Annotated in this window: 7 protein-coding genes and 1 pseudogene; all 8 read left to right on the forward strand. The window is 34.6% G+C overall.

What is annotated here, in order from left to right; all coding sequences use genetic code 11:
• Positions 1 to 795, forward strand: a complete 795-nt coding sequence (locus COC46_RS05000; RefSeq protein WP_098808643.1) for an MBL fold metallo-hydrolase — start codon at positions 1 to 3, stop codon at positions 793 to 795.
• A 73-nt stretch (positions 796 to 868) separates the two neighbouring features.
• Positions 869 to 1,060 carry a CxxH/CxxC protein gene (locus COC46_RS05005; RefSeq protein WP_098808644.1) on the forward strand — a complete coding sequence of 64 codons (192 nt, stop codon included), beginning with the start codon at positions 869 to 871 and terminating at the stop codon, positions 1,058 to 1,060.
• 59 nt (positions 1,061 to 1,119) lie between these two features.
• Positions 1,120 to 1,599 carry a 23S rRNA (pseudouridine(1915)-N(3))-methyltransferase RlmH gene (rlmH, locus tag COC46_RS05010; protein ID WP_098808645.1) on the forward strand — a complete coding sequence of 160 codons (480 nt, stop codon included), beginning with the start codon at positions 1,120 to 1,122 and terminating at the stop codon, positions 1,597 to 1,599.
• Between the two features lie 406 nt (positions 1,600 to 2,005).
• Positions 2,006 to 2,293: pseudogene (locus COC46_RS05015) on the forward strand (family 4 glycosyl hydrolase); the annotation flags it as partial.
• 452 nt (positions 2,294 to 2,745) lie between these two features.
• Positions 2,746 to 3,432 (forward strand): response regulator transcription factor, encoded by a 687-nt coding sequence (locus COC46_RS05020; RefSeq protein WP_098808646.1) that lies wholly within the window; start codon positions 2,746 to 2,748, stop codon positions 3,430 to 3,432.
• Positions 3,407 to 5,485 carry a HAMP domain-containing sensor histidine kinase gene (locus COC46_RS05025; protein WP_098808647.1) on the forward strand — a complete coding sequence of 693 codons (2,079 nt, stop codon included), beginning with the start codon at positions 3,407 to 3,409 and terminating at the stop codon, positions 5,483 to 5,485. The genes COC46_RS05020 and COC46_RS05025 overlap by 26 nt, the downstream gene beginning before the upstream one ends.
• Before the next feature lie 159 nt (positions 5,486 to 5,644).
• Positions 5,645 to 7,096 carry a WD40/YVTN/BNR-like repeat-containing protein gene (locus COC46_RS05030; protein ID WP_098808698.1) on the forward strand — a complete coding sequence of 484 codons (1,452 nt, stop codon included), beginning with the start codon at positions 5,645 to 5,647 and terminating at the stop codon, positions 7,094 to 7,096.
• Positions 7,097 to 7,646: 550 nt separating this feature from the next.
• The gene (locus COC46_RS22995) at positions 7,647 to 15,875 is read left to right on the forward strand and encodes a S8 family serine peptidase (protein WP_098808648.1); all 8,229 of its coding nucleotides are present in this window, start codon (positions 7,647 to 7,649) and stop codon (positions 15,873 to 15,875) included.
• Positions 15,876 to 16,289: the final 414 nt, after the last annotated feature.

A 16,289-nucleotide genomic window follows, 5' to 3' on the forward strand; every position in this document is an offset into this window, starting at 1 on the left:
ATGAGTTTGCATTTTAGTGTACTTGCAAGTGGAAGTACCGGAAATGCGTTATACGTTGGGACGGAGAAAACTAAACTTTTAGTTGATACAGGACTAAGCGGTAAAGCGATGGAGTCTCTATTTAAAGATATCAACAGGGATATAAAAGAGGTTTCTGGAATTCTAGTCACACATGAACATAGTGATCATATAAAAGGGCTTGGAGTTCTTGCCAGAAGATATCAAATCCCAATCTATGCGAATGAAAAAACATGGAAAGCAATGAATCATTTAATTGGAGAAATTCCAACAGAGCAAAAGTTCATTTTTAACATGGAAACGACAATTCAATTTGGGGATATAGAGGTTGAATCATTTGGTGTATCGCATGACGCTGCTGAACCAATGTTTTACGTATTTCATCATAATGAGAAAAAATTTGTAACAATTACAGATACAGGCTATGTAAGTGATCGGATGAAAGGAATCATTTCAAACGCTGACATGTACATTTTTGAAAGTAACCATGATGTTGAAATGCTACGTATGGGTAAATATCCATGGAGTATTAAACGTCGTATATTAAGCGATGTCGGTCACGTTTCAAACGAGGATGCGGCACTTGCAATGGCAGATGTAATTGGAGATAAAACAAAACGTATTTATCTTGCTCATTTAAGCCAAGATAATAACATGAAAGAGCTTGCCAAAATGTCTGTAACGCAAACTTTAGAAGGAAAGGGCTATGAAGTTGGAATGCAGTTTGAACTTCATGACACAGACCCTCAAAAGCCAACGGACATAGTGTATGTATAATCATAAACGTATACTTAAGGGGAGAGTTTACTTTCTCCTCTTTTTTTTGTGTTAAAAAAGGAGTTGTGTATAAGTGGAAAAGTTAATTTTAAGCTGTGATGAGCACGTAGAATGGGCTCTTGACGATTTTGTGGATAAGTATAGTGAGACACCGTTGTTGAATATAGTCGAAAAAACGCATAATATATCCACAACCTGTGAATATTGTCAAAATGATGCCATATATATTGTATCGAACATAGATTCCCCTACTAAATGTGGATAGAAATTGTGGGTATGTGGATAACTTTTGTGTATAACTTGTTTGTAAAGTGAGGATATAGTGTGAATATCTCAATTATCAGTGTAGGAAAGTTAAAAGAGAAATATTTAAAGATGGGGATAGATGAATACATAAAGCGATTATCCAGCTATGCCAAAATAGAAGTAATTGAAGTCGCTGATGAAAAAGCACCAGAGAATTTAAGTGACGCGGACATGCTAATCGTAAAGGAAAAAGAGGGCGAAAGGATTTTAAGTAAAATAGCAGACGATGCATATGTGATTGCACTTGCAATAAAGGGGAAGGAACACACGTCTGAATCCCTTGCCAAGAAAATAGATCAACTTGCTACATATGGAAATAGTAAAGTAGCATTTGTAATAGGCGGATCATTAGGTTTAAGTGATGCTGTAATGAAAAGAGGAGATGATACATTGTCATTTTCAAAAATGACGTTTCCGCATCAGTTGATGAAATTGATCTTAGTGGAGCAAATTTATCGAGCTTTTAGAATTAATAGAAATGAACCGTATCATAAATGATGGTAAAGCAGGATTTTGAGTTAACTATTAATAAATCATTATTATGTTTTTAAATTTATAGAACGACAGATGTTTAACTGTCGTTTCAGACTGTTGACAAACGCTCGCTTTCTTCGTTGCTTCGCCTGCCTGCGGTGCTCATTACCGTTCAAGGTAACTCCGCTCCTCATCAGGCNNTGCAATCAGTCTGAAAATCACATTTTTGGGACTTTGTCTACACACAGAAACGACAGATGTTTAACTGTCGTTTTTTTTATTATTTTTGGTATTAAAATGTCCACTAGTACTTGCATATGAAAAAGTTTGGGGCATGGACCTAAATAATGTTCCATTTTTAATAGAAGCTGTGACGAATTATGTTATCAAAATTTAAAATGATGGGATTAAAGAAGCCACAAAATATGTTTCAATTGCTAACTTTGATGATGATGCGATGGTAGAAGTTCCATGTATTGTTGGAACAGATGGACCAGAGCCGTTAAGTCAAGGTAGGATCCCAGAATTCCAAAGAGCACTAATGTACCAACAAGTTACAGTTGAAAAATTAGTCGTTCAAGCTTATATCGAAGGCAGTTACCAAAAACTTTGGCAGGCATTAATCCTATCAAAGACTGTACCAGGCGCTAAGGTAGCAAAAGAGATTTTAGATGAATTAATCGAAGCTAATAAAGAATATTGGCCTGAGTTAAACTAATGTAATAGGAAGGCATAGAAAAGGGGAATGTGTTACCAAAATATTTTTGGAACACATTCCCCTTTTTATTAATTTTTCCTTAATTTATATAGTTATTATATTTACCTTACTTATTTCAAGAATATTGCAATTGCTTTTTGGAGAATTTCAATTTTAAGTAAAACTATGGACATTCTTTAATTAAGTGCATTAATTGATCTTGATCTATTAACTCAAAAAATTTATGTCGATGAAATAATAAGTAGAAACTATGTTAAAATGCACCTCTTAAAACTAAGAGGCCATTAATGTAAATGATGTTTCAATAGTAAAAAGTTGTCTTTTTAATAATCCTAAGAAAATCTTAAGATTTACATTAGGAGGTTATTAAGATTTTACTGATATCATCTTCTTAACACGCAGGCTAAAGAGGTGATACAATTTTTTGAAAAAGTATATGGGAGAGAGTTTACATGAACATATTAGTTTGTGACGACGATCAGTCAATCGTAGAAGCTATTTGTATTTATTTAGAAAATGAAGGTTATAGCATGTTTAAGGCTTTTAACGGAGAAGAGGCTTTAGAAGTTATTGAAAACGGTGAGATCCATCTTATTATTATGGATATTATGATGCCTAAGTTAGATGGAATTAGGGCTACGATGAAGATTAGAGAAAATCATAGCATACCTGTCATTATGTTGTCTGCAAAGTCCGAGGACTCGGATAAAATTTTAGGCTTAAATTTGGGAGCAGATGACTACATAACAAAACCATTTAATCCGTTAGAGTTAATCGCCAGAGTTAAATCACAACTACGCAGATATACAAGCTTAGGGAGTCTTGAAACTAAGCAAAATATTTATCGAAGTGGTGGTCTTGTAATTGATGATGAACGTAAAATCATTACGGTTGATGGGGAAATTGTTCATCTTACTCCAGTTCAGTATAAGATTGTGAAACTCTTGACTGAAAATGCTGGTAGGGTATTTTCTATTGAGGAAATTTATGATAGGGTTTGGAACGAAACTGCGTTTAATCCAGAAAATACAGTATCTGTCCATATTCGAAAAATTAGAGAGAAGATCGAAATAAATCCTAAAGAACCAAAATATTTGAAGGTGGTGTGGGGAGTTGGATATAAGGTCGAAAAAATATAGTCATTCGCTAGCGACAAAAATAATTGTTTTTATGATTGTCGTTCTATTTACTTCAGGTATTCTGAAGTCTATTGCGAATGTGTCGGATTTAATAGACGATGATTTTGGAATAGTCTTTGAAGATAATTACTTCCTAAGCAAATCCTATATACAGGAAGTTGAACCGGTAGTTAATAGTCTGACTCAATTAGTAGTTGAATATAAGAATGAAGAGAATATTACAAAGGGTGGAACAATTAGCACAGAGGATATGAGGACAATTGAAGAATCTTTATATCCTGACTTTGAGGCACAGCCGAAACTATATAATCCAAACTTAAGTGATGAAGAGAACTTTAAAAATTTTAAAAAAGCTTATGCAAAAGAAATTAATCAAGCTAAGAATCAGATGATTATGGATGACCTAAAAAGTTATCATGTATTAATGCAAAATTTAGCTGAACAGAAAGATTTATTATTTTATGCCAATGATGGTGGTAATGAATTTACGAATAATACATTAAAAGGTCAATTCAAAGGGAACCCTTCTTATATTATTTATAAAGGCTACAAAAGAGAAATTTATCCAGCTCAAATTGAAAAGAATAAGCGTTTTAATTGGATAACAGAAAATTTAGATCAGTTAGATGCAAAAAATATGGAAGTTTCTGTGACGTTCACGCAAGACACTTTGAATCAAAAAATAAAAGAATGGAAAGAAAATAAAGCAATTGCAACGAAAGCATTTATTCTTTTCATAACTTGTTCAGCAGGTTTTTTACTATCAATTGCATACTTAGCACTCATTATTGGTAGAAAATCATTTAAAGATCGAGAACTCCATTTAAATACAATTGATAAACTATTTAATGACGTGAATGTTGTATTATTATTTGCTCTAGTTATATCATGGGTAGCATTAATAGAACCTCTAACAATTGAAGTCATTAATAAATTAATTTTCTTCCTTACAATCCCATTTTTTATTGTAGTACTAGTGCTGTTATTGTCTTTAATAAAGCACATTAAAAATGGAACACTGTTAAAACATACTTTAATCTATCTCCTATTAAGTAAGCTTTTTACATTTATTAAAAATGTATATCAGAGTGGCAATATTGGCGTAAAAACTGTACTACTAGTAGTAGGTTATCCGATATTAATCGCGTTGACATTTTATATATTCCCAATCACAATCGGCTTTGCCGCGTGGTTTGCATATAAACAAATTAAAAAATTTAACGCAATTAAAGAAGGGGTTAAACAAATAAAAGCAGGTGATTTCCACCATCGAATAGAGATAGATGGGAAAGGTGAGTTTGCAATCCTATCTAATCATATTAATAGCATTACAGATGGTTTGAATACTGCGGTTGAACGAGAGTTAAAAAGTGAGAGGATGAAAACGGAACTCATCACGAATGTCTCACACGATATAAGGACACCACTGACGTCAATCATCACGTATGTCGATTTATTGAAAAAGGAAAGAGACCCTTTAAAAGTAGAGGAATATGTTGAAGTTTTAGATCAAAAGTCACAGAGATTAAAACTACTAACGGATGATTTATTTGAAGCAGCAAAAGCTTCTAGTGGAACGATTCCCGTTCATCTTGAGCGTATCGATATTTTATCACTATTAACCCAGGGCTTAGGGGAAGTTAATGCAAAAATTGAAGCCTTAGATTTAGCATTTAAAATAAACCATCCTCAAGATAAACTATATGTTTCTGCAGATGGAAAACTATTATGGAGATCTGTGGAGAACTTATTATCAAATATATTTAAATATGCACTTAGAGGATCTAGAGTATATATAGATATTGAAGATATAGGTAATGATATTCTTCTTACTTTTAAAAACATTTCTGCTTATGAATTAAATATATCGGCTGACGAACTAATGGAACGATTTAAACGAGGCGATGAATCGAGAAATAGCCAAGGAAGCGGGTTAGGGCTTTCAATCGCTAAAAGTCTTATTGAAATCCAAAAAGGACAGTTTTCAATTCAAGTTGACGGCGATTTATTTAAAGCGATGATTAGAATACCTAAACATAATAATTTAGTATAATTAAGAATTAAAAGCACTCCATCCTTCATATTGGAGTGCTTTTTTCATTGAATGATAGGATAATCACGATTCATGCGGAAGTCTAGTAAAACAAAGTATACTTAATTTAAATAATTGGACAATCATAGTCAATAGGGGGACTACATATTGAGGGGAAACATTAAGAAAGTACTTCTATCCATATTAAAAAATCCAATTTTCTTAATTGGATACTTTATTTTTAGTCAAAGGTTAGCTTTAATATGCAAATTCGGCAATATCAATAAAAATCTGCCAATTTTATTATTAAGCGCGGCTTTATTAATAGTGATCATTTTATTTACCACAATTAAAACCATAAAAAAAAGTGAACATAAACTCAATAAATTAATGGATTTAAAGGCATGGAAATCTATTTCTATCATCCTTTTTATTTTAATTACATTTATTTATGGAATGAACATATATAAAAGTGCAACAAATTTTGGTGGTAAGCTGTCATGGTTTATAGAACGACTAAAAAATGAAAGATCAGTTAAATTTGAGCATAGCAATCTATATCAATATGGTGTAGAGGGTATTTTTGAAGATATTAATAAAAAACATACTTTGCCTAAAAAACTATATATTGTAAATAATTTTTCCCTTGAATTTAGTTCAAATGGAACAATTACATCTCTTGATACATTTGTACATGGGAAAAATGACAATGGAAAAGAAGAAAGCTACCTTATAACTTACGATAAAGACAAGTCAGACAAGATTACGATTCATTTAAACGGATATGCAGGTACTAACTATAATGATGACAAATTGTTAGAACCCTTAATAGAAACTGTAAAAGTGATCCCAATTAAACAAGCAGTTAGTAAATGGAATGAAAGCGAATATGGGTTGGTCTACTACGGAAAAAGAAGTTGGGGATACAATAAAAATGGAATTATTAATATTGATAAGGACGGAAGAGAATATAACCTAGAAGAAGTAAATTCTGAAATTATTGGCTATACCGTATCTTTATTTGTCCCTGGTATAGAAAAAGTGATTACACCTGCAAGATATAACTTAATTGGTGATCCGAATTGGAGTAAGCCATCTACTACTCCTAATCAAGGTCGTTCTAACGAGAAGAAGAATGAGAAAATGAATACTAGCGAACAATTTTTTCAATCTAAAGATATCGGATATAAACTAAATGTTGCAGATAAAGCATTAGGAAGCACGTTTTATTCATTAAGTAAGACTATGGATGGTGGAAGTATATGGACTGTTATTAATAATGACCCATATAGCGGAACAGTTGGAGGTGCATCAGGAATCATCTTTTTTGATGATAAACTTGGATTTTTAGGGGCAGTCAATCCTTCAGGAAACGAAGGAGCATTATATCGTACAGATGATGGAGGCAGTTCCTTCAAAAAAGTAAATTATAAACCTCACGAAGTAAAGTTAGATAATGGGCAGTCTATAAGACCTTTTGATACCCCGAGTGTGCCTTCTGAGATAGATGGCGTTTTAAGTATGTTAGTCGGTCAAGGTTCAGATGGAGATTACAACGGTAATAGTAGCGAACTTTATCAATCTGAGGATAAAGGGCTAACTTGGAAATTTGTGAAAGAAGTAAAAAAATAGTGTTTAGACAAACAGATACTTATAAAATCACGCTTTGTTTTAAATTAAATAAGTTCAAAGAGATCAGATCTCCCAGAAATTTGGGAGGTCTTTTTATATGTTCTTCTTTATAGTGAGCCTTTAACTAAAAGGGTGAGAACAAAAAATGAACGAATTTCACTTTCGAAGAGGAGAATCAATGATAAAAAGTAAGAGCTAAGAAAGCAGATTAATCATTACTAATTTAATCCAGAAAATTGAAGTCTCCAAAATTTAGAATAACAAGTCGTAAAATCCCCCAAATCAATATCTATAAAAAACTCAGATAAAACAATGAAAAAAGAAAGATCATTCCTAAATTTTAACAAAATATGACAAATTTTTTTCTGCATCTTACGCTAAAATTCCCCAATTTACTGTCCCTATAACCCAACTTATAATGAAGAATGGCGATATAATTGTCGTAAAATTTATAAGAATATTAAAATTCTGTTATTAAAAGGGGGAATGGCTAGGGGTGAATAGAGCTTTTGCTCTATAAATTAAATTAAAGAAGGGAAATGTGTAAAGTATGAGCCATCGTAAAATGAAAAAGATGGTCATGTCAACGTTTCTTGCAACTTCAACACTGCTCGGCTACACAGCTCCAGCATTTGCCATGACAGGTGGAACATTTGCAAGTAAGAGACAAACTGTTCAGTTAGACAGTAATAGCAAACTTGACTTGACTCAAGCACAACAATTGCAAAATTTATATTTAGAGAAGCTTCAATTTGATCCTAAGCTATTAAATTCTTCAGACCAACTAGATTTAATTATTCAATTTAATGTTGATCCAGCCCCAATTCAAATGAAAAATCAACAGAATAATAGATCTTCTGAAAAGCGCTCTGTTAATCAAGAAAGCACACCGGCTGTTACGCTTGAAAGTGCCCAAACAGCAGTAAATCAAACACATAGTGACTTTAAGAGCTTCGTTAGCAACGAGTCTAAAAAATTGAAAGCTACAGGCGAATCTAGCTCTATTCATATTGGAAGAGAGTTTACTCAAGTCTTTAATGGGTTAGCTGTCAAAATTCCTAAAAGTTCACTTAATGATATATTAGCATTACCATACGTAAAGAGTATCTACCAAAACGTTAAATATGCTCCGATTCCAGCTTCTCAGTCAATCGATGTTCCAGCGAGCGTAACAGGTGACGGAAAGATTTCAGATCAAAAAACAAATCCAAATGTATTACCTACTATTCGTTCAAATCGTTCTAACATACAATCAGCAAGTAGTACTTCAGATAGCTCTTCTGTATCAGAAAAAACAGTTAATACGCAGTCTGGAACTGTTCCACCTCCAGGTCCAGAAGGCCCACAATCTGGTGAAACAGCAGTTCTTGATTGGTTGAAAATACATGATCTACAAAATGAAAATATTACAGGAAAAGGCGTAAAAGTCGGCGTTATTGACACTGGCCTTGACTATAATCATCCAGATCTTGTAGGAGAATATCAAGGTGGTAAGGATTTTGTAGATAATGACAACGACCCGATGGAAACGGTATATTCTGACTGGTTGGCTGCAAAGAATGCCAACGATTCACTTCCATCTGATCAACAAGATCCAAATTTTCCAACAGATTACCGTAATTATATAACTTCACACGGAACCCACGTAGCCGGAACAATTGCAGGCCAATCAAGAAGCAGTTCTCCGTACGCTCTTAGGGGAGTTGCTCCTGAGGTACAGTTATATGCTTACCGTGTATTAGGTCCTCATGGTGGTACTGATGAGGCAGTTATCGGAGGTATTGAGCAATCATACAAAGATGGTTGTCAAGTCATTAATCTATCACTTGGTGCACAAGTTAACGATTCATTATCTCCAAATGCGGTTGCTATCAACAACATTACAGATCTTGGTGTAACAGCTGTTATCGCTGCTGGAAATGCTGGTCCAGGTGCTGCAACATTGGGAACTCCTGGCGTAGCGGCAAAGGCAATAACTGTCGGCGCAATTGCTACACCTACCAAAGTTCCAACGTTTGATATCCACTCATATGGAGCATCAGGGGAAGATTCATTTGCGATTACAAATACTCGTTTAATCGGAAAGGATTTCTCGGAATCAGATTCAAAGCTTAGTGGAGCGACTCAGTATGATATCGTAGATGCTGGATACGGCACACCTGCTTGGTACGATGATCTTCGTAATAAAAATATTGATGTTAAAGATAAGGTTGTTATTGTCAAACGCGGTGCTGCATCTATGGACCAACTAATGATGTACGCGACTAATGAACATGCTAAGGCGATGATTTTGTGGAATCCATCAGACAATCCTAATCTTTTATTTGATGATCAAGGGTATTATCCATTTTATTTTGGTTCTAAGGGTAATACGGTTTACACTTTGCAAATAGGCAAGAATGATGGAACAAAATTTTATAATGCTTTTAAGGCAGGTACGATTAAGAAAATATCTGTATCGAATGCTGGAAATTATACAATGCCAGGGAATTCACTTGCTAGTTTTAGCTCTACCGGTCCTGTTACAGGTTCATTAGCAATTAAACCTGATGTTGTTGCACCAGGTGTAGATATTTTCTCAACAGCTCCTTATGATATATGGGAACCAGATAACAAAGATTATTCGTATGCTTACCAAACAATGTCAGGTACATCAATGGCTACTCCTCATGTTGCTGGTATGGCAGCATTGATTTTATCAGCTCATCCAAATTATAAGCCTGAGGATATTAAAGTAGCATTGATGCAAACGGCTGATGCTATAGACTCACAAAAAAGTTTATTTCAAATCGGCTCTGGTAAAGCTGATCCATATCAAGCAGTGCATTCTGATATGCAATTTAAGGTAAAGGATTTTATTCAATCACGCTCCTCAACTGATGATTCATCAAGTTCAAATATCATTAACATAGCAAATACAACAGGTTCATTTTCGTTTGGTTATACAGCTCGTTCAGTAGATGGTTCTGTTACGAAAACAGGAGATTTGTATATTACTAATAACGGGAATGCTGCTAAGAACTTTGACGGATCGAGCGCTTTCTTTAAGGATGCGTTCATGATAAATGGACAAGACGGGGTAGAACAAGGCGCTAAAATTAGCATAAGTAATGCAATATCCCCTGAGACTGAATTAAAGTCAATTACAGTTCCAGCAGGAGGAACAGTTCATCTAACCGTAAAATTTACTGCTCCTGCTTCAGCTGCAAGTGGATATTACGAGGCATATATTAACTTTGTTAATTCAGCTAATCCTGATGAAACTTACCGTATGCCCCTTGCTATTAACGTTCAAAGTAGAGGATTAGATTTTAGAATTCAAAGAAAAGCTTTTACGCTAAGTGGTAATAAAAACTTTAATCCGAATACATTTGCTGTTGCTCCTCAATCTTGGGCAGAGGTTCGAGTGAAAAGTCCACTTGATCCTTCATTTGGCTTTAAGCTTTATATTATGGATATAACAGGAAGTAAATATATAGGATATATTGCTACATTTAATCTTTCTGCTTTTACTCTTGGTAATTTGGTTTATGCACCGTTATTACTTAATGGTAGTTATTACCCTTATAAAGATCCTATTTCCAAGGATGACCCTAATTTATCAGTTAAACTGACACAACAACAATCAACTCAAAAGCAACTTGGAGAAGGTGGCTATACAATACAAGCTCGTGCTTTAGACGCTTCTAGTGGTCAGTTATATGAAAAAAACAGCACAGTTTATGTTGATAACATTGCACCAACAGTACAAATGGATAAAGGTAGTGAACCTGGCATTTATGAAATTGATCCAAACGGTCCAATGACTGATGGAGCGCTAAAATGGTTCTCAGGAAAAGCATACGATTCAAATGTTGACTATATGAAACATGTTGGGCATGAAACGCAAGTTCCTGCACCGCCGAACTATGGTACTGATACAAATGTAAGTCAATCTTTAGGTAGAATCGACGGGATGCTTGGTGATTCAAACTCAGCACCATACGTCAACTACTTCCTTAATCTAAGTGGAGATGGACAATTTAAATTTGGTATTAGTAAAGAGGACCTTGTGAATACTGATGCTGACCCACAAAAAGAAAATTACGGAGTACAGTTTAGAATTTATCCTGAAGATTATTCATTTGCAGGTAATCTTGAAACACAAGGACAATTTTATTATTTTGTTAAAAAAGGTAATGAGTATGTAGTTAATCGCTTTGCACGACTAGATACACCAGGTTCAACTACATTAAATGGAGTCGACCCTAACTTCCTTGTTGATAAAACATTAGTCTCTAAAGGAGATAACTTTAAATCAACACTATCTATTAAATATCCAAAAAATCTTGTTGGAGCAAAGTTCTATATTGATAAACTTCCTTTTGCGGATATAAATGATATTGATTTTAGTCCGGAATACAAAGCCTTTTTAGCAACAAAAGGTATTACAGCCGATAAGACTTGGATTCATCAAGACAAGGATACAAATGGAGATTTTATATTCAATTTCAATCTTCCAAAAGAGGTACAAGCTCAAGGTGTATTAAATACAACAGACACATTAAGCAGTGGTGTTGCTAGGGAACTGCCTCTTCTTGACATAAAATACAGAGTAACAAATGACGCAGGGTACGATACTTTATATCTTGTAGGTTCTGCGAATATCCCTGAAATCACAACGTATGACGGTGGAAAAAATGGGATGGATCGAGTCCCTACATTCCTAGATAAAAAACTTTATATTAAGGGTTCAGCATATATTAGTGGAAGTATTAGACCTGAAGGATTCCAAAACTATCCGACCTCTAATACATTCGGTAGATCAACACCAATAACAGCTGATGCTTCTGGTGTTGAGGTTAAGTTTGAAGATCCTAATGAAGGTGGTATTACATCTAAATTGCCGATAGTCCAGGATACTACTGCCAGCGCATCAAGTGCAAATCCGGGGATTATTCAGAATGGTTTATTTACAACTGATCTTCCTATGCAAGCTGGAGAGAAACCATACAACTTTACAATGAAAATGCCAGGTCATTTAACTTTCTATGGTACATTAGCTGTTAATACGACAGGACAATATAATTACGCAGCAGGAGGAAATTATTCTGTTCCGAATGCAATTATGCTTGCAGGTGACGTGAATGATGACGATGTTATCGATATGAAAGACATTGAGGCTGAAAGCGCAGCTTACAATAACTTTGTTGACACATCATCAACTTACACAAGAAATGCTGATCTTAACTTTGACGGTACAATTGATTATAACGACTTTGAATATATCATCAAAAATTTTGGAAAATACAATACGACTGCACCAAATGCATCAACTTTAGAAAGTAAAATTATTTTAACTACAAGTAAAACAATAACAATTACTGGATTTGGTACGTTACCAAGCGGTTCAGATCTTACTGCTTTTAACACTGTTGTAAAAACAGTGCCTTATATTAAAACAAGTGATAGCAACGCTTTTGTAAATTATGGAAAAGTCAATCCGTTTCAATTATTTTCTGTAGGCTACAAAACACCAGACGTTGTAACTGGCGCTTCTACACTTACACAAATTGAAGATTCAGCTTGGCGAGCTGCTGTAGACGGGGCTGGTGGACAAATTCTGATTGATGGAGTTGACCGAAAAGCATCTACGAATGTATATAATGGTGTTTCAACAAATTCTATTATCGGAAAAGTTGTAAATGGGAAAGGGCAATATGAATTTGACCCAGCATTGTTCAAAAAAGCAGGAGTTCACACAATTGTGTTCAAGGCTCCAGGGTATATGGATCGCTCTTTAAAATTTAAAATGATAAATGGTGGAGGAAACAGCTTTACACTCCTTTCACCAAATAATGTTGCAACAATTGGAAAAGCGTTGACATACACTCGATCAGATACGACGGGCTCAACAGCTGCGCACTATCGTGATATTTGGCAGCCAAATATTAATTCAATAACAGTAACTGACCCAAATAATAATGTTGTTAAAAACTATACAGGAGCTGAATTAGCAGGACTCTTTAATCAATTGACGCCTGCAAACGCAACAACATTTAACTTTACTATCCCGGCAGGTGTTTTCTCGACGCCATCGTTAAGTGGGAAAGATTGGAAGATTACGATCGCAGCGGACAATTACGAATCGTACACATTCGCACAAAGAATTAATGCGTTCCCGACACCAACATTGACTGCTGAAGCAAATCGTTATTTTAATGATAGCAATTCAAATCCAATTTCGATTGGAGTTGGAGCTACAAACGATACACAAGCGTGGAGGGATGTAATTACAGCCATTCAAATTGGTAATACTACAATCAACAAAGCGGATTTTGAAGCTAATAAAATCACAGTTGGTGCTCCTGGAACACCAATTAAGATTGATAAAGCGTTAATCACTGCTCCAGGAAGTATAAAAATCAATATCATTGCATCAAATTACCAAACCACGTCTGTTGATCAACCTTTCTACAAACAAGGAGTAGCACTTACAAGTCCGGCAGGTACGATCTATGCTGGAAAAGACCTTGTAATGACATTTAATCCAGGTACAGCTGCATCTGATTGGATATCTGTTATGAAGGCTAGCGGTGATATTAAATTTGGCGGAAATTCGATTAAAACTAGAGCTGTGGTTGATGAAACAGCAGGAACATTAACGATTCCATATGATTTAGTAAGAACAAATGGTGGCGCTGCAGTTTCAAGGAGCTTAGTTGTTTTTGCTCCGGGTTACGCTGATGTTAATGTAAATGCAACTGTTACACCACAAACTGCACCAGTAATTTCACTTTCGTCAACTACAGGAACACCTCAGTTTGGCGATACCATTACTTACTCTATTAATGGGGATGATAATCCATTATGGAGAAGTTCAATTTTACTTGCACCAACGTCAGATCAATCGGTAGATAACGGTGATGTCACTATTCAGTTCTCATCGGTTACATCAGTAAAACCTTATGTCACAACAACAGTAAAAAATGGTACAGGTTCAGTAACGATTGATGGAAATGCGACTCAGTCTAATACAGCAGAAGGTAATAAGAATGTTAAGTTCATATCGCCTTACTTTTCACCGATTACAATTGCTCAACCATTCGTTAAAAGAACAGCGCCAACGCCTACATTGATACCAAGTGGAGTTGGCAAGTCAGTCATAATGACTGTTCCTAAAAATAATGAAAATATGAGATGGGCAAATGCTACAAAGGCTGTTTCAGGAGATATTACGGTTGATGGAGTGTCAATTAAATCGGATACGACAATCTCTTCAGATGAGAGCAATATTACAATTACACTACCAGGTACTGCGTTCTCAACGATAGGTAATAAAGAGATTAAGTTTACGGCATACTGCTATCCAGATACAACAATAACTCAAGTAGTTAAGAGCAATCCACCAGTGTTTGCTTCAAAAATTGCTTATATTCAAGAGGATACACCGATTACAGTTAATCATGATCAAGATTCAGATTGGCTTTTAGCATCGCCCGTTGTTTCATTAAATGGAAAAGTGGTTGATTCTAGCAAGTACACTCTTACAGCTAAAGAACTGACATTTGCTGATCGATCTTTATTTAAAGACTTAGGTGATTATAAGTTTACAATTTCAGCGAGTGGTTATGTTGACACTTCATTTACGATTATTATTAGTGATGATTTATCACATTTGATTTCAGCAACAACAGACAGTAACGGAACAATTGATCCGAATGGCTTCGTTGCAGTAAAACATGGATCAAATCAAACGTTTAAAATCACGCCGAATACCGGTTTTGAGATTGGAAGCGTTAAGGTTGATGGACAAGAGGTAAAGCTAACAAACAACGAATACACATTTACAGATGTTACGAAAAATCATTCAATTAATGTAACGTTCAAGCAAATTGTTCATATCATCACGGCAACTGCTGGAAGCCATGGAACAATTAGTCCGAATGGCAGAATTACTGCGAATTACGGATCAGACCAAACATTTTATGTGACGCCTAATGAGGGCTATGAGGTTGCATCATTTAAAGTGGACGGTGAGGATGCGAAGTTAACGGACAATTCTTACCTGTTTACAAACGTAACAAAGGATCATACGATCAATGTCACATTCAAGCAAATCGTACACACAATCACAGCGACTGCAGGGAGCAATGGTACAATTAGTCCGAGCGGCAAGATTTCTGTGAATCATGGAACGAATCAAGTATTTACGATTACACCGAAAAAAGGGTATGAAATCGCTACATTTACAATTGATGGTGTAAGTGCGAAACTTACAAATAACTCTTATACATTTACGAATGTAAGGAAGGATCATACGATTAATGTAACGTTCAAGCAAATCGTACACACAATCACGGCATCGGCTGGAAGCAATGGTACGATAAGCCCGAATGGTAGAGTTTCTGTAGGCGAAGGAACAAGTAAAGCATTCAAAATCACTCCAAAAACTGGTTATGAAGTTGCTTCATTTAAAGTGGATGGAGTAAATGCTAAGTTAACAAACAATACCTACACATTTAAGAATGTAACGAAAGATCACACAATCAGTGTAACGTTTAAGAAAAAAGTTCACACAATCAAAGTAACTTCAGGTGATCATGGTACAATTAGCCCAATCGGAAAAGTTTCAGTAATAGATGGGTCTAGTAAGACGTTCAAGATTACACCGAAAAAAGGTTATACAATTTCCTCATTAAAAGTGGATGGTGTGAAAGTGAAAGTAACAAATAATACGTACACGATCAAAAACGTAACAAAAGATCATACAATTAGTGTAACGTTTAAGAAAAAATAAAATAATTAGAAAATATATTTTTATCAATGAGGAATTAAAGGGCTCATTTTGAGTCGCAACAGGCTGTCGGGATCTTTTCGACAGTCTTTTTTTCATAACTCATTTGTCACCGGAGTGGATTTTGAAAGATTATTAACTCAATTTTTGATGAATTAAATGATTTTAAAATAATAAGCAATTTTATTTTTTATCGAACACGAGTTATATTTAAATTAAGCGCTTACTATTTATGCGTATAGTTCATTAATAATAGAGATTTAAAATTTATTTTTCTAAAATAAGGACCTTAATGATAGATTTTTAACTTTTTTACATTCTTTAAATAGTTTATAATTATCAGATAAAGAAAAAAATTTTTTAGGGCAATTAATAATAGAAATATACTATTAAATGGATATAATTAAAAAGTGATAT

It is taken from the genome of Bacillus sp. AFS041924, assembly GCF_002577195.1.
Lineage (GTDB): Bacteria > Bacillota > Bacilli > Bacillales > Bacillaceae_G > Gottfriedia.

Coding starts and splice junctions, on each gene's coding strand:
- COC46_RS05000 (WP_098808643.1), top strand. CDS start 1: ATGAGTTTGCATTTTAGTGTACTTGCAAGTGGAAGTACCGGAAATGCG.
- COC46_RS05020 (WP_098808646.1), top strand. CDS start 2,746: ATGAACATATTAGTTTGTGACGACGATCAGTCAATCGTAGAAGCTATT.
- COC46_RS22995 (WP_098808648.1), top strand. CDS start 7,647: ATGAGCCATCGTAAAATGAAAAAGATGGTCATGTCAACGTTTCTTGCA.